Origin of the sequence: Streptomyces albidicamelliae (genome assembly GCF_025642175.1) — a bacterium.
Taxonomy (GTDB): Bacteria; Actinomycetota; Actinomycetes; order Streptomycetales; family Streptomycetaceae; genus Streptomyces; species Streptomyces albidocamelliae.
In genome coordinates, this window is the sequence record NZ_CP106795.1 from 6,061,393 (window position 1) to 6,085,854 (window position 24,462).

16 protein-coding genes are annotated in these 24,462 nt (G+C 71.8%); 13 read left to right on the forward strand and 3 right to left on the reverse strand.

The window, feature by feature from the left end:
• The first annotated feature begins 328 nt into the window (after positions 1–328).
• The 10 genes from N8I86_RS27750 to N8I86_RS27795 all read left to right on the forward strand — a co-directional run bounded on the left by N8I86_RS27750 (position 329) and on the right by N8I86_RS27795 (position 15,284).
• Positions 329–5,785 carry a HAMP domain-containing protein gene (locus N8I86_RS27750; RefSeq protein ID WP_107423784.1) on the forward strand — a complete coding sequence of 1,819 codons (5,457 nt, stop codon included), beginning with the start codon at positions 329–331 and terminating at the stop codon, positions 5,783–5,785.
• Positions 5,786–6,077: 292 nt separating this feature from the next.
• The gene (locus N8I86_RS27755) at positions 6,078–6,758 is read left to right on the forward strand and encodes a response regulator (RefSeq protein WP_073897814.1); all 681 of its coding nucleotides are present in this window, start codon (positions 6,078–6,080) and stop codon (positions 6,756–6,758) included.
• Between the two features lie 124 nt (positions 6,759–6,882).
• A complete protein-coding gene (locus N8I86_RS27760) occupies positions 6,883–9,654 on the forward strand; it encodes a DNA translocase FtsK (RefSeq protein WP_263278952.1) in 2,772 nt (923 codons plus the stop codon).
• Between the two features lie 302 nt (positions 9,655–9,956).
• Positions 9,957–10,799, forward strand: a complete 843-nt coding sequence (locus N8I86_RS27765; RefSeq protein ID WP_073897812.1) for a helix-turn-helix domain-containing protein — start codon at positions 9,957–9,959, stop codon at positions 10,797–10,799.
• Positions 10,800–10,889: 90 nt separating this feature from the next.
• Complete coding sequence (gene rimO, locus N8I86_RS27770) at positions 10,890–12,362, forward strand: 30S ribosomal protein S12 methylthiotransferase RimO (RefSeq protein ID WP_073897810.1); 1,473 nt, start codon at positions 10,890–10,892, stop codon at positions 12,360–12,362.
• Complete coding sequence (gene pgsA / locus N8I86_RS27775) at positions 12,359–13,198, forward strand: CDP-diacylglycerol--glycerol-3-phosphate 3-phosphatidyltransferase (protein ID WP_073897808.1); 840 nt, start codon at positions 12,359–12,361, stop codon at positions 13,196–13,198. Before rimO ends, pgsA begins: the two co-directional genes overlap by 4 nt.
• Positions 13,195–13,740, forward strand: a complete 546-nt coding sequence (locus N8I86_RS27780; protein WP_263278953.1) for a CinA family protein — start codon at positions 13,195–13,197, stop codon at positions 13,738–13,740. Before pgsA ends, N8I86_RS27780 begins: the two co-directional genes overlap by 4 nt.
• Positions 13,741–13,849: 109 nt before the next feature.
• Entirely contained in the window at positions 13,850–14,224 is a 375-nt protein-coding gene (locus tag N8I86_RS27785; RefSeq protein ID WP_073897804.1) for a helix-turn-helix domain-containing protein, read from the forward strand.
• A gap of 158 nt (positions 14,225–14,382) precedes the next feature.
• Positions 14,383–14,853, forward strand: coding sequence for a Dps family protein (locus tag N8I86_RS27790; protein WP_263278954.1), 471 nt, complete (start codon positions 14,383–14,385; stop codon positions 14,851–14,853).
• A gap of 146 nt (positions 14,854–14,999) precedes the next feature.
• Positions 15,000–15,284, forward strand: a complete 285-nt coding sequence (locus N8I86_RS27795) for a hypothetical protein (RefSeq protein ID WP_263278955.1) — start codon at positions 15,000–15,002, stop codon at positions 15,282–15,284.
• On the opposite strand, the gene N8I86_RS27800 is transcribed toward N8I86_RS27795, so the two are convergent.
• From N8I86_RS27800 to N8I86_RS27810, 3 genes are all read right to left on the reverse strand, one after another.
• The gene (locus tag N8I86_RS27800; RefSeq protein ID WP_263278956.1) at positions 15,232–15,996 is read right to left on the reverse strand and encodes an SDR family NAD(P)-dependent oxidoreductase; all 765 of its coding nucleotides are present in this window, start codon (positions 15,994–15,996) and stop codon (positions 15,232–15,234) included. The genes N8I86_RS27795 and N8I86_RS27800 overlap by 53 nt on opposite strands.
• A 171-nt stretch (positions 15,997–16,167) precedes the next feature.
• On the reverse strand, positions 16,168–17,013 hold the full coding sequence (locus tag N8I86_RS27805; protein ID WP_073897798.1) for an Fpg/Nei family DNA glycosylase: 846 nt from the start codon (positions 17,011–17,013) through the stop codon (positions 16,168–16,170).
• Positions 17,014–17,072: 59 nt separating this feature from the next.
• The gene (locus N8I86_RS27810; RefSeq protein ID WP_404830837.1) at positions 17,073–22,088 is read right to left on the reverse strand and encodes an ATP-dependent helicase; all 5,016 of its coding nucleotides are present in this window, start codon (positions 22,086–22,088) and stop codon (positions 17,073–17,075) included.
• Positions 22,089–22,197: 109 nt separating this feature from the next.
• Here N8I86_RS27810 and N8I86_RS27815 point away from each other — a divergent pair, with 109 nt between their 5' ends.
• The 3 genes from N8I86_RS27815 to N8I86_RS27825 are packed head-to-tail and all read left to right on the forward strand — an operon-like array spanning position 22,198 to position 24,316.
• Complete coding sequence (locus tag N8I86_RS27815) at positions 22,198–23,124, forward strand: AraC family transcriptional regulator (RefSeq protein ID WP_317633621.1); 927 nt, start codon at positions 22,198–22,200, stop codon at positions 23,122–23,124.
• Positions 23,125–23,147: 23 nt separating this feature from the next.
• On the forward strand, positions 23,148–24,011 hold the full coding sequence (locus N8I86_RS27820; protein WP_263278957.1) for an AzlC family ABC transporter permease: 864 nt from the start codon (positions 23,148–23,150) through the stop codon (positions 24,009–24,011).
• Positions 24,008–24,316, forward strand: a complete 309-nt coding sequence (locus N8I86_RS27825; RefSeq protein ID WP_073897794.1) for an AzlD domain-containing protein — start codon at positions 24,008–24,010, stop codon at positions 24,314–24,316. The genes N8I86_RS27820 and N8I86_RS27825 overlap by 4 nt, the downstream gene beginning before the upstream one ends.
• Positions 24,317–24,462 lie beyond the last annotated feature (146 nt).

Below are 24,462 nucleotides of genomic sequence, written 5' to 3' on the forward strand. Positions count from 1 at the left end.
ATGCAAGGTTACTTACCTTCGCCGTCCGAGCGGATGCCGGTCGCCGGTGTTTACCCCCCAGGGTGTGCGGACGATGTGCGAAGCTGCCGAACTGTTATGGCCTGGTTCGGCCGGGGTGAAACACTGGGCAGGCTTCTGATGAAGGTCCGGTCGGCCTGCGTGCGTTTCGTGTACGGCGGGCAGCAGCCCCTGGTGTGGCCGGATCTTGTCTGGCAGAAATACGCAGCAGTAGTGGGTACGTGGAAGCAACCGGTGTGCCGACGCCCGGCACGCCGGGCCGAAGCGGCCGAGCACAGCAGTAACGGTCTACCCCTCCGGGAGGGACACAGTGGAGTCTGGCGCGGCGACGCGGGGCACGAAGACGCGCGCGAAAGGCGGACCGTCCCTGGGCAGGAACGGCGGTACCACCGCCGTGGACACGGCTGCCCTGAACCGGCTGCTGGCGGCTCTCGTGTCGATGCGCGACGGGAACTTCCGCAAACGGCTCACGGTGTCCGGCGACGGCGTGATGTCGGAGATCGCGGCCGTGTTCAACGAGGTCGCCGACCGCAACCTGCACCTGACGGGTGAGCTGTCCCGGGTGCGGCGCGTGGTCGGTCGTGAGGGAAAGCTCACCGAGCGGCTGGAGACGGGGGCCTGCGAGGGCTCCTGGGCGACCGCCATCGACAACTCCAACGCGCTGGTGGACGACCTCGTCTGGCCGGTGTCCGAGGTCGGCCGGGTGCTGACGGCGGTCGCCGACGGTGATCTGTCGCCGCGCATGGAGCTGCGGACGCAGGCGCCGGACGGCGGCACGGGACATCCGCTGCGCGGGGAGTTCCTGAAGGTCGGCCGGACCGTGAACAACCTGGTCGACCAGTTGTCGACGTTCACGGACGAGGTCACGCGCGTGGCCAGCGAGGTGGGCACCGAGGGCAAGCTCGGCGGCCAGGCGCAGGTGCGCGGCATGTCGGGTTCGTGGAAGGACCTGACCGAGTCCGTCAACACGATGGCGTACCGGCTCACCGCGCAGGTGCGGGACATCGCCCTGGTGACCACGGCGGTGGCCAAGGGTGATCTGTCACGCAAGGTGACCGTCCATGTCGCGGGCGAGATGCTGGAGCTGAAGAACACCGTCAACACGATGGTGGACCAGCTGTCCTCGTTCTCCTCCGAGGTCACGCGAGTGGCCCGGGAGGTGGGCACGGAGGGCATCCTGGGCGGCCAGGCGCAGGTGCCCGGGGTGGCCGGCGTGTGGAAGGAGCTGACCGACTCCGTCAACACGATGGCCGGCAACCTCACCGCGCAGGTGCGCGGGATCTCGCAGGTCACCACGGCCGTCGCCAGCGGTGACCTGTCGCAGAAGGTGACGGTCCCGGCGCGCGGTGAGGTGGCGCAGCTGGCGGAGACGATCAACCAGATGACCGAGACGCTGCGGATCTTCGCGGACGAGGTCACGCGGGTGGCGAACGAGGTCGGTGCCGAGGGACGGCTCGGCGGGCAGGCGAACGTGCCGGGCGCGGCCGGCACCTGGAAGGACCTGACGGACTCCGTCAACACGGTGTTCCGGAACCTGACCACGCAGGTGCGGGACATCGCCGCCGTGACGACGGCGGTGGCCAGCGGTGATCTGTCGCAGAAGGTCACGGTGGACGTGGCCGGCGAGATGCTGGAGCTGAAGAACACCGTCAACGGCATGGTGGACCAGCTGTCGGCGTTCGGTGCCGAGGTGACGCGGGTCGCGCGGGAGATCGGCGTCGAGGGTGAGCTGGGCGGTCAGGCACAGGTGCCGGGCGCGGCCGGCACCTGGAAGGACCTGACGGACTCCGTCAACACCGCGTTCCGCAACCTCACCGGGCAGGTGCGCAACATCGCCCAGGTGACGACGGCGGTGGCCAACGGCGACCTGTCGCAGAAGGTCACCGTGGACGTGTCCGGTGAGATGCTCCAGCTGAAGAACACCGTGAACACGATGGTGGACCAGCTGTCCTCGTTCGCCGACCAGGTCACGCGGATGGCCCGGGACGTGGGCACGGAGGGCCGGCTCGGCGGTCAGGCCCGGGTGGACGGGGTGTCGGGCACCTGGAAGGAGCTGACGGACTCCGTCAACTTCATGGCCGGGAACCTGACCTCGCAGGTGCGGCAGATCGCCCAGGTGACGACGGCCGTGGCGCGCGGTGACCTGTCGCAGAAGATCGACGTCGACGCGCGCGGGGAGATCCTCGAACTGAAGAACACCATCAACACGATGGTCGACCAGCTGTCCGCCTTCGCCGACCAGGTGACCCGGGTCGCGCGGGACGTGGGTACGGAGGGCCGCCTCGGCGGGCAGGCGCAGGTGCCCGGTGTCGCCGGTGTGTGGCGGGACCTGACGGACTCCGTGAACGGCATGGCCGGCAACCTCACCGCCCAGGTGCGCAACATCGCCCAGGTCGCCACCGCGGTGGCGCGCGGTGACCTGTCCCAGAAGATCACCGTGGACGCGCGCGGGGAGATCCTGGAGCTGAAGAACACCCTGAACACGATGGTCGACCAGCTGTCGTCGTTCGCCCAGGAGGTCACGCGGGTGGCCCGCGAGGTGGGCACGGAGGGCATGCTCGGCGGGCAGGCCGAGGTGCAGGGTGTCTCCGGCACCTGGAAGGACCTCACCCAGTCCGTGAACTTCATGGCGAACAACCTGACGATCCAGGTGCGCAACATCGCCGAGGTCACGACGGCGGTCGCGAAGGGCGATCTGTCGAAGAAGATCACCGTCGACGCGAAGGGCGAGATCCTCGAACTCGTCACGACGGTCAACACGATGGTCGACCAGCTGTCCAGCTTCGCCGAGCAGGTGACCCGGGTGGCCCGTGAGGTGGGCACCGAGGGCATCCTGGGCGGCCAGGCGCACGTGCCGGGTGTCACCGGCATCTGGAAGGACCTCAGCAACAACGTCAACCTGATGGCCAACAACCTGACCATGCAGGTGCGGAACATCTCCCAGGTGGCCGCGGCCGTCGCAAACGGTGACCTGACGCGCCAGGTGACGATCGAGGCGCGCGGTGAGGTCGCGCAGCTCGCCGACACCATCAACATCATGGTGAAGACGCTGAGTTCGTTCGCCGACCAGGTCACCAAGGTGGCCCGTGAGGTGGGCACGGACGGCATCCTGGGCGGCCAGGCGCATGTGCCGGGAGTGGCCGGCACGTGGAAGGACCTCACGGAGTCCGTGAACCAGATGGCGTCCAACCTGACCGGTCAGGTGCGCAACATCGCCATGGTGACGACGGCGATCGCGAAGGGCGATCTGACCAAGAAGATCGACATCGACGCGCGCGGCGAGATCCTCGAGCTGAAGACGACGATCAACACGATGGTCGACCAGCTGTCGAGCTTCGCCGAGGAGGTCACGCGCGTGGCCCGCGAGGTGGGCACCGAGGGGCAGCTCGGCGGTCAGGCACGCGTGCGTGACGTCGACGGGACCTGGCGGGACCTGACCGAGTCGGTGAACGAGATGGCCGGGAACCTGACCCGGCAGGTGCGTGCCATCGCGCGCGTGGCGACCGCGGTGACCCGTGGCGACCTGAACCTGAAGATCGACGTCGACGCGTCCGGCGAGATCCAGGAACTCCAGGACTACATCAACAAGATGATCGCCAACCTGCGTGACACCACGATCGCCAACAAGGAGCAGGACTGGCTCAAGGGCAACCTGGCCCGTATTTCCGCGCTGATGCAGGGCCGCCGGGACCTGGAGGACGTGGCCTCGCTGATCATGAGCGAGCTGACGCCGGTGGTCTCGGCGCAGCACGGCGCGTTCTTCGTGGCGATGCCGCTCATGGAGGGCAAGGACGTCGCCGGCGGCGAGGACGACTACGAGCTGCGGATGCTGGGCTCGTACGGCTACTCGATGGGCTCCATGCCGACGTCGTTCCGGCCCGGTGAGGCGCTGGTGGGCACGGCGGCCGAGGAGAAGCGCGCGATCCTCGTGGAGAACGCGCCCAGCGGCTATCTGAGGATCTCCTCGGGGCTCGGCGAGGCGCCGCCCGCGCAGGTGATCGTGCTGCCGGTGCTGTTCGAGGGCAAGGTCCTCGGTGTGATCGAGCTGGCGTCGTTCACGCCGTTCACGCAGATCCAGAAGGACTTCCTCAACCAGATCGCCGAGATGATCGCGACGAGCGTCAACACCATCTCGGTCAACACCAAGACCGAGCAGCTGCTGAAGCAGTCGCAGGAGCTGACCGAGCAGCTCAGGGAGCGCTCGGCCGAGCTGGAGAACCGGCAGAAGGCACTGCAGGCCTCCAACGCCGAACTGGAGGAGAAGGCCGAGCTGCTGGCCCGGCAGAACCGCGACATCGAGGTGAAGAACACCGAGATCGAGGAGGCCCGGCAGGTCCTGGAGGAGCGTGCCGAGCAGCTCGCGGTGTCGATGCGCTACAAGAGCGAGTTCCTCGCGAACATGTCGCACGAGCTGCGCACGCCGCTCAACTCCCTGCTGATTCTGGCCAAACTGCTCGCGGACAACGCCGAGGGCAATCTCTCCCCGAAGCAGGTGGAGTTCGCCGAGACCATCCACGGCGCAGGCTCCGACCTGTTGCAGCTGATCAACGACATCCTCGACCTGTCGAAGGTCGAGGCGGGCAAGATGGACGTCTCGCCGACGCGTATCGCGCTCGTCCAGCTCGTGGACTACGTGGAGGCCACCTTCCGGCCGCTGACCGCGGAGAAGGGCCTGGACCTGTCCGTACGGGTGTCCCCGGAACTGCCGGCGACCCTGCACACCGACGAGCAGCGGTTGCTGCAGGTGCTGCGCAACCTGCTGTCCAACGCGGTGAAGTTCACCGATTCCGGGTCGGTGGAGCTGGTGATCCGGCCCGCCGGTTCGAACGTGCCGCACCGGATCCGGGAGCAGTTGCTGGAGGCCGGTTCGCTGACCGATCCGGACGGCGAGCTGATCGCGTTCTCGGTGACCGACACGGGTATCGGCATCGCGGCCAGCAAGATGCGGGTGATCTTCGAGGCGTTCAAGCAGGCGGACGGCACGACCAGCCGCAAGTACGGCGGCACGGGTCTTGGCCTGTCCATCTCGCGGGAGATCGCGCAGCTGCTGGGCGGCGAGATCCACGCCCAGAGCGAGCCGGGCCGCGGCTCGACGTTCACGCTGTACCTGCCGGTGCACCCGAGCGAGCTGCCGCCGCAGGGCTACCAGCAGTCCGTGGCCCCGCTGGAGGCCGGCGAGCTGGTGGCCTCCGAGGCGGAGCGGTCCTCGGAGCTGTCCGCGGCGGAGGTGGAGACGCCGGCCGAGGTGAAGTCGTACCGGGAGACGCAGAATGGCCCGGCCGCGTTGTTCCGGCGCCGGCGCCGCAGCCTGCCGTCGGGCGAGCCGCGGGCCGAGCAGTGGATGACGGCCGGGCCGGAGAGCACTCCGCAGCCGGTACGGGCGGTACGGTTCGGCGGTGAGAAGGTGCTGATCGTCGACGACGACATCCGGAACGTGTTCGCGCTCACCAGCGTGCTGGAGCAGCACGGGCTGTCGGTGCTGTACGCGGAGAACGGCCGCGAGGGCATCGAGGTGCTGGAGCAGCACGACGACGTGGCGGTCGTCCTGATGGACATCATGATGCCGGAGATGGACGGCTACGCGACGACCACGGCGATCCGCAGGATGCCGCAGTTCGCCGGGCTGCCGATCATCGCGCTGACGGCGAAGGCGATGAAGGGCGACCGGGAGAAGGCGATCGAGTCGGGTGCCTCCGACTACGTGACCAAGCCGGTCGACCCGGACCATCTCCTGGCGGTCATGCAGCAGTGGATGCGTCCGCAGTGACCGGCACGCGCGCGGTGACCGCCCGCCGCGCACCGGACGTGAACGCGGCGGGAACCTTCGGTGTGCACAGGGAGTTGTCGGATGATGTGAGCGGAGAACGTGTGGGAATCCCGGATTCCGGGAACCATCCGGGCTCCTGCGGCGTTTCCGCTATGTGCACAGTGACATCACGGTGACAGGGTGTGGCGACGGGCGGGGTGCGGCTACGATGACCGGCACAAGGACGGGCGGCGAAAGGGAGTCGTCCCCTGGGGCGGCGCCCGGTGTACCGCCGGGGCGAGGAGGGCGGGCCATGGTGCAGAAGGCCAAGATCCTCCTGGTCGATGACCGGCCGGAGAATCTGCTGGCGCTGGAGGCCATCCTCTCTGCGCTCGATCAGACGCTGGTGCGGGCATCGAGCGGGGAGGAAGCGCTCAAAGCACTGCTCACGGACGATTTCGCGGTCATTCTGCTGGACGTCCAGATGCCGGGCATGGACGGGTTCGAGACCGCCGCGCACATCAAGCGGCGCGAGCGGACCCGGGACATCCCGATCATCTTTCTCACGGCGATCAATCACGGCCCGCACCACACGTTCCGCGGGTACGCGGCGGGCGCGGTCGACTACATCTCCAAGCCGTTCGACCCGTGGGTGCTGCGCGCCAAGGTCTCGGTGTTCGTCGAGCTGTACATGAAGAACTGCCAGCTGCGGGAGCAGGCGGCTCTGCTGCGGCTCCAGTTGGAGGGCGGCGGCAAGGGCGCGGTCGGCGGCAAGGAGTCCGCCGGGCTGCTCGCCGAGCTGTCCGCGCGGCTCGCGGCCGTCGAGGAGCAGGCGGAGGCGCTGTCCAAGCAGCTCGACGACGACTCGGCGGACGCGGCGGCGGTGGCCACCGCCGCCCATCTGGAGCGCAAACTCACCGGGTTGCGCCGCGCCCTCGACGCGCTGGAGCCGGGCGCGGGTCCCGGTGGTGCCTCCCTGCCGGCCACGAACTGACGTAGGGACGGACCGCAGTTGCCCATGAGCGTGCGTCAGTTCCGTGCCTCGGCAGGGGCGACACGAACGGGTGAAGCTGTGGGCACACGTGTCCGCTGTCGTCTCCCCCGGTAACCTCACACCCATGGCCTCACGTCCCTCCGCAGCCAAGAAGCCGCCCGCGAAGAAGGCGGCCGCTCCCGCGAAGGCTCCGGCGCGGAAGGCCGCCGCGAAGAAGGCACCGGCCAGGAAGGCGCCCGCCAAGCGGGCGCCGAGGAAGGTCGCGCCGCCGAAACCGGCCCCCAGTCCCACCGGGGGCCTGTACCGGCTCGCGCGCGCCCTCTGGCTCGGTCTTGCGCACGCCGTCGGCGCCGTCTTCCGCGGCATAGGGCAGGGTGCGAAGAACCTCGACCCGGCCCACCGCAAGGACGGTGTGGCGCTGCTGTTGTTCGGTGTCGCCCTGATCGTCGCCGCCGGCACCTGGGCCGACCTGAAGGGTCCGGTCGGGGACCTGGTGGAGATCCTGGTCACCGGCGCCTTCGGCCGGCTCGACCTGCTGGTGCCGATACTGCTCGCGGTGATCGCCGTACGGCTCGTGCGCCACCCCGAGCAGCCGGAGGCCAACGGCCGGATCGTGATCGGACTGTCGGCGCTCGTCGTCGGCGTGCTCGGCCAGGTCCACATCGCCTGCGGCTCACCCGCGCGCAGCGCCGGCATGCAGGCCATAAGGGACGCCGGTGGTCTCGTCGGCTGGGCGGCGGCGACCCCGCTGACGTACACCATGACCGAGGTCCTCGCCGTACCCCTGCTGGTGCTGCTGACGGTCTTCGGGCTGCTCGTGGTGACCGCCACCCCGGTCAACGCCATCCCGCAGCGGCTGCGCGCGCTCGGCGTCACCCTGGGGGTGCTTCCCGACCGCGAGGACGCGGACTTCACGGAGGACGAGGAGCGCTACGACGAGCAGTGGCGCGAAGCGCTGCCCGCGCGCCCCCGTAAGCGTGCGAGCGCTCCCGGGGTGTACGACCCGGACAGCGCCGAGGCGGAGGCCCTCTCGCAGCGTCGCGGCCGGCCCCGGCGGTCCGCGGTGCCCCAGCCGGATCCGCGGCGGCAGATGGACGCCGTGGACGTCGCGGCGGCGGCCGCCGCCGCGCTCGACGGTGCCGTCCTGCACGGCATGCCGCCCTCCCCGCTCGTCGCCGACCTCACCCAGGGCGTCGGCGTCGGCGACCGCGAGGACACCACACCGGTGCCGACGCCCGCACCCGCCCCGACGACGAAGGACGTGTCCGAGCCGGCGGCGCCGGCCGTGCCCACGCCGGTCCCCGCCGCCCGGCCCAAGCAGGAGAGGCTCGCCTCCGGGCCGGTCCCCGACCTCACCAAGAAGGCCCCGGAGGAGCCCCGCGACCTGCCCGCGCGCGCGGAGCAGCTCCAGCTGTCCGGCGACATCACCTACGCGCTGCCGTCCCTTGACCTGCTCACGCGCGGCGGCCCGGGCAAGGCGCGCAGCGCCGCCAACGACGCGGTCGTCGCCTCGCTCACCCAGGTCTTCACCGAGTTCAAGGTCGACGCGGCCGTCACCGGCTTCACCCGCGGCCCGACGGTCACCCGCTACGAGGTCGAGCTCGGCCCCGCGGTGAAGGTCGAGCGGATCACCGCGCTCACCAAGAACATCGCGTACGCCGTCGCCAGCCCCGACGTACGGATCATCAGCCCCATCCCCGGGAAGTCCGCGGTGGGCATCGAGATCCCGAACACCGACCGGGAGATGGTCAACCTCGGCGACGTGCTGCGTCTCGCGGAGTCCGCCGAGGACGACGACCCGATGCTGGTCGCCTTCGGCAAGGACGTCGAGGGCGGGTACGTGATGCACTCGCTCGCGAAGATGCCGCACATGCTGGTCGCCGGTGCGACGGGCTCCGGAAAGTCGTCCTGCATCAACTGTCTGATCACCTCGGTCATGATGCGGGCGACCCCGGAGGACGTCCGGATGATCCTCGTCGACCCCAAGCGGGTCGAGCTGACCGCGTACGAGGGCATCCCGCACCTGATCACGCCGATCATCACCAATCCCAAGCGGGCCGCCGAGGCGCTGCAGTGGGTCGTGCGCGAGATGGACCTGCGCTACGACGACCTCGCCGCGTACGGCTACCGGCACATCGACGACTTCAACCGCGCCGTCCGCGAGGGCAAGGTCAAGCCGCCCGAGGGCAGCGAGCGGGAGCTGCAGCCCTACCCGTACCTGCTGGTGATCGTCGACGAGCTCGCCGACCTGATGATGGTGGCCCCGCGGGACGTCGAGGACGCGATCGTGCGCATCACGCAGCTCGCGCGCGCGGCCGGCATCCACCTGGTGCTCGCCACGCAGCGCCCGTCGGTCGACGTGGTCACCGGTCTGATCAAGGCCAACGTGCCCTCCCGGCTCGCCTTCGCCACCTCCTCGCTCGCCGACTCCCGGGTCATCCTCGACCAGCCCGGCGCCGAGAAGCTCATCGGCAAGGGTGACGGCCTCTTCCTGCCGATGGGCGCGAACAAGCCCACCCGTATGCAGGGCGCCTTCGTGACCGAGGAAGAGGTCGCCGTCGTCGTCCAGCACTGCAAGGACCAGATGGCGCCGGTCTTCCGGGACGACGTCACCGTGGGCACCAAGCAGAAGAAGGAGATCGACGAGGACATCGGCGACGACCTCGACCTGCTCTGCCAGGCGGCCGAGCTGGTGGTCTCCACCCAGTTCGGGTCGACGTCCATGCTCCAGCGGAAGCTGCGCGTCGGCTTCGCCAAGGCCGGGCGGCTCATGGACCTCATGGAGTCCCGCAACATCGTGGGTCCCAGCGAGGGGTCCAAGGCACGTGACGTTCTTGTGAAGCCTGACGAGCTGGACGGCGTGCTCGCGCTGATTCGCGGGGAGTCTGAGGGTTAGGGCGAAGGGCCGTTCGGCCGAGACGGGTCACGCCTACGGGCGGGATCCTCGTACGCCGGGTGGCCGCATCGCCGTGATGCACCTGTTAGAGATCGGCGAGCAACCGTTTCCCTTTGTCATACGTCAAGTTGAGCGAAAGGACCGGTAGGGGTCTCAACCTGGGGTACCTGCCTGTCCAGCCAGCGGAATGCCCGGCCATTCCGATGGCGTACAAAGTCAGACCGCCCGGTTGCCCCACCCTTTCGTACCCCCCCTAGACTGAGCTTCCAGCACAGGTGGCTACACGCTCGAAAGGCGCCCCCGTGTCCCTCGGCAACTCCCCTGAAGACGAGCGTCCCTTCCACGACGAGTCCCCAGAACCCCGGATCTCCGTGGGCCGTGCCCTTCAGCAGGCGCGGATCGCGGCCGGGCTCACCGTGGACGAAGTCAGCAGCGCCACTCGTGTCCGTATCGCCATCGTGCACGCCATCGAGGCGGACGACTTCGCGCCCTGCGGCGGCGACGTGTACGCCCGTGGGCACCTCCGCACGCTGGCCAGGGCCGTCCACCTCGATCCCGAACCGTTGATCGCCCAGTTCGACGCCGAGCACGGCGGCCGTCCCGCGCCCACCCCGGCCGCACCCCTGTTCGAGGCGGAGCGGATCCGTCCCGAGCGCCGCGGACCGAACTGGACCGCGGCCATGGTCGCCGCGATCGTCGTCGTGATCGGCTTCGTCGGGTTCACCGCGTTCAAGGGCGGCGACGACGGCAGCGACGCGAAGTCGCAGGTCGCCGACGGCACCAAGCCCGCCGTCAGCAAGTCCGCCAAGCCCAGGCCCAAGAAGGAGAAGCCCGCCGCGCCGAGCGGCGAGCCCTCCGACAGCGCCATCGCCGCGGCCCCCCAGGACAAGGTGACCGTCCAGGTCAGCGCGCCGAACGGGCGGAGCTGGATCTCGGCCAAGGACCACAACGGCCGGATGCTCTTCGACGGACTGCTGAAGAAGGGCGAGTCCAAGACCTTCCAGGACAGCACCAAGATCAACCTGATCCTGGGTGACGCCGGCGCCATCCAGCTCTACGTCAACGGCAAGAAGATCGAGGACGACTTCCGGCCGGGCGCCGTGGAGCGTCTGACATACACGAAGGGCGACCCCGAGGCCGGATAAGGCCTTGGGGGAGCCGGTGTGACGGGGGCGGCCGAGATCGGCCAACCCCGTCGACGTGGGCTGTCCGTGAGACAAAGTAGTCTTGAGCCCATGCCTGAACGCCGTACCGTCGCACTCGTCACTCTCGGCTGCGCTCGTAACGAGGTGGATTCCGAGGAGCTCGCAGGCCGTTTGGAGGCGGACGGCTGGCAGCTCGTCGAGGACGCCGCGGACGCCGACGTCGCCGTGGTCAACACCTGTGGCTTCGTGGAAGCCGCGAAGAAGGACTCCGTCGACGCCCTGCTGGAGGCCAACGACCTCAAGGACCACGGCAGAACCCAGGCCGTCGTGGCGGTGGGCTGCATGGCCGAGCGGTACGGCAAGGAACTGGCCCAGGCGCTGCCCGAGGCCGACGGCGTGCTCGGCTTCGACGACTACGCGGACATCTCCGACCGCCTGCAGACCATCCTGTCCGGCGGCATCCACGCCGCCCACACCCCGCGCGACCGCCGCAAGCTGCTGCCGATCAGCCCCGCCGAGCGGCAGGAATCGGCCGCCGCCGTCGCCCTGCCCGGCCACGGCCCCACCGACCTCCCGGAGGGCGTGGCGCCCGCCTCGGGCCCCCGCGCCCCGCTGCGCCGCCGCCTGGACGGCTCCCCGGTCGCCTCGGTGAAGCTCGCCTCCGGCTGCGACCGGCGCTGCTCCTTCTGCGCCATCCCGTCCTTCCGCGGCTCGTTCATCTCCCGCCGCCCCAGCGACGTGCTGAACGAGACCCGCTGGCTGGCCGAGCAGGGCGTGAAGGAGATCATGCTGGTCTCCGAGAACAACACCTCCTACGGCAAGGACCTGGGCGACATCCGCCTGCTGGAGTCCCTGCTGCCCAACCTGGCGGACGTCGACGGCATCGAGCGGGTGCGGGTCAGCTACCTCCAGCCGGCCGAGATGCGCCCCGGGCTGATCGACGTACTGACCTCGACGCCCAAGGTCGTGCCGTACTTCGACCTGTCCTTCCAGCACTCCGCTCCCGACGTGCTGCGCGCCATGCGCCGCTTCGGCGACACCGACCGCTTCCTCGAGCTGCTGGACACCATCCGGAGCAAGGCCCCCGAGGCCGGTGTGCGCTCCAACTTCATCGTCGGCTTCCCCGGCGAGAGCGAGTCCGACCTCGCCGAGCTGGAGCGCTTCCTGAACGGCGCCCGCCTGGACGCCATCGGTGTCTTCGGGTACTCCGACGAGGAGGGCACGGAGGCCGCCACCTACGAGAACAAGCTGGACGAGGACGTCGTCGCCGAGCGTCTGGCGCACATCTCCCGGCTCGCCGAGGAACTCGTCTCGCAGCGCGCCGAGGAGCGCGTCGGCCAGACGGTGCACGTGCTGGTCGAGTCGGTGGACGCCGAGGAGGGCGTGTACGGCCGTGCCGAGCACCAGGCCCCCGAGACGGACGGCCAGGTGCTGCTCACGAGCGGCGAAGGCCTGAGCGTCGGACGTATGGTCGAGGCGAAGGTGGTCGGTACGGAAGGTGTCGACCTGGTGGCCGAGCCGCTGACCGGCTCGCCCGTGTGTACCGAGGAGGCGGGCAGATGACCGGAGTCCCGGCATCCGCCGCGGGCGGCTCCTCCGGCGCGCACGGCGCGCGGGGTGCCGCCGCCGACGGCGTCGTCTCCGAGGTCTCCCCTTCTGCCCCTGGTCCCGCCGGCCCGGTCCCCGGGTCCGCGCCCGCTTCCGTCACCGGCCCCGACGGCCGTGCCGCGGACGCCGGGGGCGCGGGCGCCGACGCGGAGAGCGGCGGCCGGCCCGCGCGCGGCGCGAAGATCGCCGCGGCGGCCGTCAACCAGGCGAGTGTCTGGAACGTAGCCAATCTGCTGACCATGCTCCGGCTGCTCCTGGTCCCCGGTTTCGTGGCGCTGATGCTGGCCGACGGCGGCTACGACCCGGCCTGGCGCTCGCTGGCCTGGGCGGCCTTCGCCATCGCCATGATCACCGACCTGTTCGACGGCCACCTGGCGCGCACCTACAACCTGGTCACCGACTTCGGGAAGATCGCCGACCCCATCGCCGACAAGGCGATCATGGGGGCGGCGCTCATCTGTCTCTCCGGCCTCGGCGACCTGCCGTGGTGGGTGACGGCGGTGATCCTCGGCCGGGAGCTCGGCATCACCCTGCTGCGCTTCCTGGTCATCCGCTACGGCGTGATTCCCGCCAGCCGCGGGGGCAAGCTCAAGACGCTCACCCAGGGCGTGGCCGTCGGGATGTACGTCCTGGCGCTGACGGGCTGGCTGGCCACCCTCCGGTTCTGGGTGATGGCCGCGGCGGTCGTCCTCACCGTCGTCACCGGCCTCGACTACGTAAGACAGGCCATTGTCCTGCGTCGGCAGGGAATGGCCGAGCGCGCGGCGGCGTTGGAGGAGACGGAAGCGTGACGGCACAGGCCACCGAAGTGGTGCGACTACTGACAGTGAGGGGTGAGACCCTCGCCGTCGCCGAGTCGCTCACGGGTGGCCTGGTAGCGGCGGAGATCACGAGCGTGCCCGGGGCGTCCAAGGTCTTCCGGGGCTCGGTCACCGCCTACGCCACCGCGCTCAAGCACGAGCTGCTGGGCGTCGACCCCGTTCTGCTGGCGCAGCGCGGAGCCGTGGACCCGCAGGTCGCGGGCCAGATGGCGGTAGGCGTGCGCAAGGCCCTGGGGGCCGACTGGGGCATCGCGACGACCGGAGTCGCCGGCCCCGATCCGCAGGACGGACAGCCCGTCGGGACGGTCTTCGTGGCCGTCGACGGGCCCCTGACCGTCCGTCCCGGTTGCGCCGGTGGCGGAAAAGTCGAGGCCCTGCGGTTGAACGGCAGCCGTGCGGAAATTCGTATGGAGAGTGTACGGAGCGTACTCGCAGTGCTCCTGGAGCGGCTTGCGGGCGAACAGACCGGGAATGAGCGGGCACAGGATACGGAACGGAACGGGGGGTTTTGATGTTTGCAGCCCTGAGTGAACACGACATCGCTCCCCGCACGGCCGCGGCGCAAGGCGGTACGGTGGGGCGTGAAGGATGCGGCTACGCGGTCCGAGGAGGGAGCCACCGATGATTCTGCTCCGTCGCCTGCTGGGTGACGTGCTGCGTCGGCAGCGCCAACGCCAGGGCCGTACTCTGCGCGAAGTCTCCTCGTCCGCCCGAGTCTCACTCGGCTATCTCTCCGAGGTGGAGCGGGGGCAGAAGGAGGCTTCCTCCGAGCTGCTCTCCGCCATCTGCGACGCGCTGGACGTACGGATGTCGGAACTCATGCGTGAAGTGAGCGACGAGCTGGCGCTCGCCGAACTGGCGCAGTCCGCCGCGGCCACCGAGTCCGTGCCCTCGTCGGTCCGTCCGATGCTGGGTACCGTGTCGGTGACCGGTGTGCCACCGGAACGGGTGACCATCAAGGCGCCCGCCGAGGCGGTGGACGTCGTCGCCGCGTGATTTTCGCGTGCGCGGCCCAGTAACCCGATACGAGTGAGGCCCCGGCCGGTTTCGCCAGGTGAACCTGGAAGGACCGCCGGGGCTTTCGCGTTGCCGGTGCCGGGCGCTGCGGTCATCGTGGAGGGACGTGAGCGCGCCCGAGCACCGGAGGAAGTGGCATGTACGTCGTGAAGAGCCCGCTGTCCGACGCGGACCTCAAGACCGTGTCCGAGGCGCTGCAGGGCGCTCTCGTCGACCTGGTGGACCTGGCGCTCGTCGCCAAGCAGATCCACTGGAACGTCGTCGGCCCGCGCTTCCGGTCCATCCACCTCCAGCTCGACGAGGTCGTCGACTCGGCGCGCGCCCACTCCGACACGGTGGCCGAGCGTGCCTCCGCGCTGGGCGTCCCGCCCGACGGCCGGGCCGCCACGGTGGCCTCCGGCAGCGGCATCAAGACCACGCCGGCCGGCTGGATCAAGGACACGGACGCGGTCGGGACGATGGTGGCGGCGCTCGGCGCGGTCATCACCCGGATGCGGGAACGGGTCAACGGCACCGGCGAGGCGGACCCGGTGTCGCAGGACATCTTCATCGGGATCACGGCGGACCTCGAGAAGCACCACTGGATGTTCCAGGCGGAGCACGCGTAGGCCGGCGGGCGGGGGCTCGTCGCCCGGTGCCGCGTCGCCGCCGCGTGCCGACGGTGCGTGGTCCGGCGGTGCACCGATGAGCCCGTGATGCGCCTCCCACCCGGGGCAGGCGGCGGTCTAGCGTCCGGCTGGAGGTGGTGGCGGGCATGGTGGGGCGAGTGCGGGCGGTGCGCTGGGGGGTCGCCCTCGGGTTCGGCGCGGTGTGGTGGTGGGCCGTGCTGCGGCTCGCCCTGGGGGAGGACTCGGGCGTGCTGGAAGGAGCCGTCGTGGCCGGCGGCTGGGGGCTGAGCGTCCTCCCGGTGCACTGCGCGCCCATGGGACGTGCCTCCGGGGCCGTGCCGAAGGGACGCTGGGGTGCGGCCTGGTGGGTGGGTGACGTCACCAGGGCATCGCCACACCCCCGTTCGGGCGAAGTATCTGACCCGTCGTGAAGGCCGACGCGTCCGAGGCCAGATGAAGCACCGCGTGCGCGATGTCGTCCGGTTCGCCGACCCGGCCGAGCGGCGCCATGCGGGCCATCACGGTCTCGGTGTGCGCCTGCGCCTCGCGGTCGTGGCGGTTCGTCATGGGAGTGTGGACCCAGCCCGGCGCGATCGCGTTGACCCGGATCCCGTGCGGGCCCATCTCGGTGGCCAGCGTCTTCGTCAGCTGCACCACGGCCGCCTTCGCCGCGCCGTAGCAGAGCAGACCCGCACCGCCCGTGTCGACGGCGCCGGACGCCATCGTGACGATGCTTCCCCGGGTGCCCCGGTCGAGCATCAGGCGGGCCGCCTCCTGGCAGGCGTACAGCACGCCCTTGAAGTTGACCTCCAGTACCCGGTCGAGGTCCTCGTCCCGGGTGTCGAGGACGGGGCTGCTGTGCATGATGCCGGCGATCGCCGCCAGCACGTCGAGGCGGCCGCAGGACCGGACGGCCTCGGCGAGCCGGGCCCGGTCGGTGACGTCGAGGACGTGCGGGTGGGCCGTGCCGCCGCGGTCCTTGATCAGTGCCGCCGTGCCGTGCAGGCCGTCCGGCTCCCGGTCGGCGCAGTGCACGGTCGCGCCCGCCTCCGCGAGCAGGACGGCGGAGGCCCGGCCGATACCGCCGGCAGCCCCGGTGACGAACGCGGTGCGCCCGCTGAGGTCGTACGCCGTGAGAGCCATGTGGGGACCGTACGAGTATTTCTGACGGGTCGTCAATTGTCGTGCGGTCGGCGGATGAACACACGTGTGTCGAAGGGCGCCAGGCGGGGGTGCGCCCGAACGCCCGGGTGATCGCGGGTCGTCGACGGTGGTTTCGAGCGTCCGGGCGCGGGGCTGGGCGGGGTGGGCCGGTCAGGCGGTGCGGCGGGGGTAGCGGTCCCGCCAGCGCTGGGGCGCTCCCGGGCCGGGTGCGGGACCCGCCTGGCAGGTGGGGCACCAGTAGGTGGGGCGGTCCTGGGATCCGTCGCCCTGGTCGGCCACGCGGACGGGGGTGCGGCAGCGCAGGCAGGGACGGGGTGCGCGGCCGTAGACGAACAGGTCGTACCGGTGCAGGCCCGTGGTCTGCCGGACCGGGCGCTCGCGGTTCGTCTCCAGCAGCCGCTGGGCGAGGGCGGGCAGCTTCTCGAGGCGGTCCGCCGGAAGCGCCCCGACCGGCAGCCACGGGGTCACGCCGAGCAGGAAGCACAGCTCGCTCTTGTACACGTTGCCGATCCCGGCCAGATTGCGCTGGTCCAGGAGAGCCTCGCCGAGCTGGCGGCCCGGGTCCGCGAGGAGGTTGGCCCGGGCCCGCTCGGGGTCCCAGTCCGGGCCCAGCAGATCGGGCCCGAGATGGCCGACGACCTGTTCCTCCTCGGTCGTGCGCAGCAGCTCCAGCACCGGCAGGCGGTAACCGACGGCCGTGCGGTCCGCGGTGCCGAGGATCAGCCGGATCTGGTACGCCGGTCCGCCCCGCCAGCGCTCGCCCGCGCCGAACACCTTCCACGCCCCCTCCATGCGCAGGTGGGTGTGCAGGGTCAGGCCGCCCTCGAACCGGGTGAGCAGGTGCTTTCCACGGGAGATCGTGTCGAGCACCCTGCGGCCGGTGAGATCGACCGTCGCGTACTTCGGCACCCGGAAGTCGCTACGCGTCAGCGCCTGGCCGGCCAGGGCGTCGCGCAGCCGCTTCGCGGCCTGCCAGACCGTGTCACCTTCGGGCATGCGTCAAGGGTGCCACGGTGGGGCGGGCGGGGCGCTCGGCGCCGGTCACGCACGGCCGGTCACGGCCGGTCACGCGCGCAGGCGCAGGCCGCGCGGGGTCGCCACGAACCCGGCGGCCTCCAGCAGGGTGCCCACGGGGAGGTCAGGGCCTGGGCGCCGTTGATCCGCTCGACCGTGACCGTGCCCAGGGAGCCGGCCCGGGCGGCGACGGCCAGGGCCTCGGCGGCCGTGCGCAGGCGGGCGTCGTCCGCGGCCGCGGTCTCCGCGTCGGCGGGCCAGGCCAGCAGTGTCTTGCCGCCACGCTCCATGTACAGCGTCAGCTCGCCCTCCACCAGGACGACCAGGGAGCCCGCCTTGCGGCCGGCCTTGTGCCCGGCTCCGGTCGGCGGCTCCGGCCAGGGCAGGGCCGCGCCGTAGGCGTTCGCCGGGTCGGCCGCCGCGAGGACCACGGCTCGGGGGTCGGGCGCGGACGGACGGACGTTGCCGTACGCCCGGCTCCCGGACGAGCCGTAGCCGCTTGGGCCGCCGCCTCGCGGGCCGCCGTAGCCGGGGGAGGCGAAGGGGTCGGGGAGGTCCCGGGGCGACACGTACTCGTCGCGGGCGGTCGGCCGGTCCGCCGGCGGCCAGGAGAAGTCACCGTCGAGACCGGGATGCGCGAACCCGCCGTCGGCGCCGTCGAAGGCCGCCTCGGACGGGTGACCGTGCGGAGCGCCGTCGGTGTCCGCGCCGCTCGCGTCCAGGAACCCGCCCGCGGAGCCCGGGCCGGTGAAGCCGTTCGGAAGTCCCGGCACGGCGAAGCCGTTCGCGGTGGCCCCGGCGGGCAGCGCCTCGCCCCGCTCGCGGGCGTTGGACACGGCCCGGAGGCGGTCCACCGCTCCGTCCATGGCGAACTGGGCCGCGCCCAGACCCTCGACCACGTAACCGCGCCGCGCCTGGCCGCTCTCCTCGAAGACGGACAGCACGCGGTACACCGCCGAGAAACCGCCCTCGACGCCCTCCGCGGCGACCGCGCCACGCGTGACCACCCCGTGCCGGTCGAGGAGGAGCCGGGCCAGCGCATGGGCGCGCACGGTGGCGTCCGGTTCCGCGGCGGGGAGCAGGGACCAGCGGCCCGCGACGGTCGGCGGGCCGGTGCGGGAGGCGGTACGGGCGGCGGCGGTCAGGGAGCCGTAGCGGCCGCGCGGGACGCTGCGCTTGGCTCGGTGGGCCGTCGAGCCGGCCGTGCGTCCCGAGCCCAGCAGGGAGCGCATCGGCGCCAGCGTGTCGTTGGTGAGCCGTCCCGACCAGGCCAGGTCCCACAGGGCGTCGGCCAGTTGGGGGTCGGTGGCGTCGGGATGGGTGGTGGCGCGTACCTGGTCGGCGATCTGCCGGAAGAACAGTCCGTAGCCGCCGGACAGGGCGTCGAGGACCGACTGGTGCAGCGCGGTCAGCTCCAGCGGGTGCGGTGGCGGCAGCAGCAGCGGGGCCGCGTCGGCCAGGTAGAGGGAGACCCAGCCGTCCTTGCCGGGCAGGGCACCCGCGCCGGCCCAGATCACCTCGCCCGCGGCCGTCAGCTCGTCCAGCATCGCGGGGGTGTAGTTCGCCACCCGGGAGGGCAGGACCAGCTTCTCCAGCGCGGAGGCGGGCACCGAGGCGCCCTGCAACTGCTCGATGGCGCGCACCAGTCCGTCGACACCGCGCACACCGTGGCCCTTGCCGATGTGCTGCCACTGCGGCAGGAACTGGGCGAGCGCGGCCGGCGGCACCGGCTCCAGTTCGTGCCGCAGCGCCGCCAGGGAACGGCGGCGCAGACGGCGCAGCACGGTCGCGTCGCACCACTCCTGGCCGATGCCCGCCGGGTGGAACTCGCCCTGGACGGCCCGGCCGCTCGCCGCGAGCCGCTGCAGAGCGCCCTCGGTGACGGCGACACCGAGACCGAAGCGGGCGGCCGCGGTGGCCGAGGTGAACGGGCCGTGGGTGCGGGCATAGCGCGCGAGGAGGTCGCCCAGCGGGTCCTTGACCGGCTCGGTGAACGCCTCGGGGACACCGACCGGCAGCGCCGTGCCGAGCGCGTCGCGCAGCCGGCCCGCGTCCTCGACCGCCGCCCAGTGGTCGGCGCCGGCGATACGGACCTTGATGGCCCGGCGGGCACCGGCCAGCTCCCGCGCCCACTGCGGATCCGCGCCCCGCTCGGCCAGCTCGGCGTCGGTCAGCGGGCCGAGCAGCCGCAGCACGTCGGCCACCCCTTCCACGTCCTTGACCCGGCGGTCCTCCGTCAGCCACTGGAGTTCGCGCTCCAGCTCGGTCAGTACCTCCGCGTCGAGCAGCTCGCGCAGTTCGGCCTGGCCCAGCAGCTCGGCCAGCAGCCGGGAGTCCAGCGAGAGCGCGGCCGCGCGGCGCTCCGCGAGCGGGGAGTCGCCCTCGTACAGGAACTGGGCGACGTACCCGAAGAGGAGGGAACGGGCGAACGGGGACGGCTCCGGGGTGGTGACCTCGACCAGCCGGACCTTGCGGGACTCGATGTCGCCCATCAGCTCCACGAGCCCGGGGACGTCGAAGACGTCCTGGAGGCATTCGCGGATCGCCTCCAGGACGATCGGGAACGACCCGAACTCGCTCGCCACCTGGAGCAGTTGCGCCGCCCGCTGACGCTGCTGCCACAGCGGGGTGCGCTTGCCGGGATTGCGGCGCGGCAGCAGGAGCGCACGCGCCGCGCACTCGCGGAACCGGGAGGCGAACAGGGCCGAGCCGCCGACCTGGTCGGTGACGATCTGGTCGACCTCGCCCTTCTCGAAGAGGACGTCCGCCGCCCCGATGGGCGCCTGCTCGCCGTCGTACTCGGTGCCGGCCCTCACCGGCTCCTGGTCGAGCAGGTCCAGGCCCATCAGGTCGGCGTCGGGCAGGCGCAGCACGATTCCGTCGTCGGCGTGCATGACCTGGGCGTCCATGCCGTACCGCTCGGACAGACGGGCGCCCAGGGCGAGTGCCCAGGGGGCGTGGACCTGAGCACCGAAGGGGGAGTGGACCACCACCCGCCAGTCGCCCAGCTCGTCCCGGAAACGCTCCACGACGATGGTCCGGTCGTCCGGGACATGACCGCAGGCCTCGCGCTGCTCGTCCAGGTACGACAGCACGTTGTCCGCGGCCCAGGCGTCCAGGCCCGCCGTGAGCAGACGCAGCCGGGCGTCGTCCTTGGAGAGCGAGCCGACCTCGCGCAGGAACGCGCCCACCGCCCGGCCCAGTTCCAGCGGGCGGCCGAGCTGGTCGCCCTTCCAGAACGGCAGCCGGCCCGGCACGCCCGGCGCGGGGGAGACCAGGACCCGGTCGCGGGTGATGTCCTCGATCCGCCAGGAACTCGTGCCCAGCGTGAAGACGTCCCCCACCCGGGACTCGTAGACCATCTCCTCGTCGAGTTCGCCGACCCGGCCGCCGCCCTTCTTCGGGTCGGAACCGGCGAGGAAGACCCCGAACAGGCCGCGGTCGGGAATCGTGCCGCCGGAGGTGACGGCCAGCCGCTGGGCGCCCGGACGGCCGTTGATCTCGCCGGTCACGCGGTCCCACACCACGCGCGGGCGCAGCTCCGCGAACGCGTCGGACGGATAGCGGCCCGCGAGCATGTCGAGGGTCGCCGTGAACGCCGACTCGGGCAGCGAGGCGAAGGGCGCCGCACGGCGGACCATGGCCAGCAGGTCGTCGAACTGCCAGGTGTCCAGCGCCGTCATCGCGACCAGCTGCTGCGCGAGCACGTCCAGCGGGTTCGCGGGCACCCGCAGGGACTCGATGGAACCGGTGCGCATCCGCTCGGTGACGACGGCGGACTGCACGAGGTCACCCCGGTACTTGGGGAAGACGACACCCGTGGAGACGGCGCCGACCTGGTGCCCCGCGCGGCCGACGCGCTGCAGACCGGACGCGACGGAGGGCGGGGACTCCACCTGGACGACGAGGTCCACGGCGCCCATGTCGATGCCCAGCTCCAGGCTGGACGTGGCGACCACTGCGGGCAGCCGGCCCGCCTTCAGGTCCTCCTCCACCAGGGCACGCTGCTCCTTGGACACCGAGCCGTGGTGCGCCCGGGCGATCACCGGGGGCGCGCCCGCCGCGGCACCGGAGCCGCCCATCAGCTCGGCGGGGGAGTGGTGCTCGTCCAGGGTCTCGCCGGTCGCCCGCTCGTACGCGATCTCGTTCAGCCGGTTGCACAGCCGCTCCGCCAGCCGCCGCGAGTTGGCGAAGACGATCGTGGAGCGGTGGGACTGCACCAGGTCGGCGATCCGCTCCTCCACGTGCGGCCAGATCGACGGCCGCTCCCCGCCCTCGGACGCGTCCGCCGCCGGGGCGCCCCCCAGCTCGCCCATGTCCTCGACCGGGACGACCACGGAGAGGTCGAACTCCTTGCCCGACTCAGGCTGGACGATCTCCACCCTGCGGCGCGGCGACAGGAACCGGGCGATCTCGTCCACCGGGCGGACCGTCGCGGACAGGCCGATCCGGCGGGCGGGCTTCGGCAGCAGCTCGTCCAGCCGCTCCAGGGAGAGCGCGAGGTGCGCGCCGCGCTTGGTGCCCGCGACCGCGTGCACCTCGTCCAGGATCACCGTCTCCACGCCGGTCAGCGCGTCCCTCGCCGCCGAGGTCAGCATCAGGAACAGCGACTCGGGAGTGGTGATGAGGATGTCCGGCGGGCGCGTGGACAGGGCGCGCCGCTCCGCGGCCGGGGTGTCGCCGGAGCGGATGCCGACCCTGATCTCGGGCTCGGGCCGCCCCAGGCGCACGGACTCCTGGCGAATGCCGGTCAGCGGGCTGCGCAGGTTGCGCTCGACGTCGACCGCCAGGGCCTTCAGCGGAGACACGTACAGCACCCGGCAGCGCTTCTTCGGGTCGGCCGGCGGCGGACTGGAGGCCAGCTGGTCCAGCGCGGCGAGGAACGCGGCCAGCGTCTTGCCGGACCCCGTCGGGGCGACCACCAGCACGTCCGAGCCCGCCCCGATGGCCTGCCACGCGCCGGCCTGGGCCGCGGTGGGCGCGGAGAACGCCCCCGTGAACCAGCCGCGGGTCGCGGGCGAGAAGCCGTCGAGGGCTCGGTGTGCGGAGCTGACCATGCCTTCCATCCTGCACCCGGTCACTGACAATCGCGCTGACCTGGGCGGATGCCGTACGCCGAGGCGGGGGCGGAGGCCGGTCGGGGGCGGTGGGGCGGAGAATGAGGGTATGGAGGGCACAGCTGGACGGGGCGAGGACCGGCCGACCGGGGGCCGGCTCGGTGCGCCGCGGCCCGGGTCCGAGAGGTCCGCTGCGCAGCGGCGGTCGCTGGAACGGGCGCGGCACTGGCGGTACGAGGAGCTGCCCGGTGTCGATCTGCTCCGGGCCCGGTACGTCAGCAAGACCTTCGTCCGCCACACCCACGAGCACTTCGTGATCGCGGCCATCGCCGACGGGGTGGAGGTCTTCCACCACGGCGGCTCCGACGTGTCCGCCGGCGCCGGCGCCCTCGCGCTGGTCAACCCCGACACCCCGCACACCGGCCGGGCCGGCGTCCCGGAGGGCTGGCGGTACGGCGCCCTCTACCCGTCGCCCGAGGTCGTCTCCGCGATAGCCGCCGAGACCAGCACACTCAGGGGCACCCCGGGTTTCGTCAGCCCCGTCCTCGACGACCCGTACACCGTCCGCCTGGTCCACCAGGTGCTCCGCGCCGCCGACGAGGGCAACGCACTGGCAGCCGACACCCTGCTGCGGGTCGCCGTGACGCGGCTGCTGCGGCTGAACGGCGGCCCGCTGCCCCAGCGGCGGACACGGAGCTCCGGAGCCCGCATCGCCGCACGCGCGCGTGCCGTGCTGGAGGAGCGGATGGCCGAGCCGCCGACCCTGGAACAGCTCGCCGCCGACTTCGGCACGAGCCCGTTCGCGCTGCTGCGGGCGTTCCGCGACGCCTACGGCATGCCACCGCACACCTGGCTGACCGACGCGCGGGTGCGCCGCGCGCGGCTCCTGCTGGACGCGGGGACGGTCCCGGCCGAGGCCGCCGTCGCCGTCGGCTTCACCGACCAGCCCCACCTCAACCGGCACTTCGCACGGATCGTCGGCGTGCCCCCGGGCGCCTACCAGCGTGAGCGCAAGAACGTACAAGACCCGCGCTGACGTCCGCCCGTAGCGTGCGGGGCGTGGCACAGCAGACAGCACCGGCGGACACGACCGCCGACAGCACGGAGAAACCGGACGCGTCCGTCGTCCGGGACGCGCTCGGGGTCGGCGTGGCCGTCGGCCTGTCGGGATTCGCCTTCGGGGTGACCTCGGCGGGAAGCGGACTCGGTCTCCTCCAGACCTGCGCGCTCAGCCTCCTGGTGTTCACCGGCGCCTCGCAGTTCGCGCTGGTCGGAGCACTCGCCGCCGGCGGGAACCCGTTCACGGCCGCAGCGGGCGCCTTCTTCCTGGGGGTGCGCAACGCGTTCTACGGGCTGCGCCTGTCGCAGGTGCTCGCCCTTCCGCGCGCGGTACGGCCGTTCGCCGCCCAGTGGGTGATCGACGAGACCACCGCGGTCACCCTCGCCCAGCCGACCCGGCGGGCGGCCCGGATCGGCTTCACCGTCACCGGGCTCAGCCTGTACGTGCTGTGGAACCTCACCACGCTGCTCGGCGCTCTCGGTGCCAAGGCCATCGGCGACACGCGCGCGTGGGGCCTGGACGCGGCCGGACCCGCGGTGTTCCTGGCCCTGCTCGCGCCGATGCTCAAGACCACCACCGAACGGGCGGTCGCGGGCCTCGCGGTCCTGCTGGGCCTCGTCCTGCTGCCCGTCCTGCCGGCCGGCGTGCCGGTCCTGGTGGCGGCGCTGGCGGCGCCGGTCGCGCTGTTCGTCGAGGGCCGCCGCGGCGGACCGGGGCGACGGGCCGCGGCCGCCGTGTCCCGGGGACCCGGGGGACCCGCGGATCCCGCCGGTCTCGCAGGAGCGGGTCGACCGGAAAGACAGGACGGTCGGGACGGACAGCACGGCAACGGCGGACGGGGCGATGTGGAGGAGGACCGGTGAACGTCTGGATGGCGATCGGCGTGACCGTTCTCGGCTGCTACGCCGTCAAGCTCGCGGGGCTGCTCGTGCCCGCGGGCGCCATGGAACGCCCCTTCGTGCGCCGGCTCGCCGCCCTGCTGCCGGTGGCCCTCCTCGCCGCGCTCACGGCCCAGCAGACGTTCGCCGACGGGCACGCGCTCGTCCTGGACGCGCGGGCGGCGGGTCTCGGCGCGGCCGCCGTGGCACTGGTGCTGCGTGCGCCGTTCCTGCTGGTCGTGGCGGCGGCCGTGCTGGTGACGGCGGCTGTGCGAGCCCTCGGCGGGTGAGGCGGGGCGCGGTCACGCGGTCGGCGCACGGGGCAGGACGCAGTCGGCGCACGGGCTAGGGTCTGTCGTTTGGATCAGGCCGGCCTGGCTCACGGTGCCTTGTCTGCCGACCCGAGCGGGGCGTGCTGCACGCACCACGCCCCGCG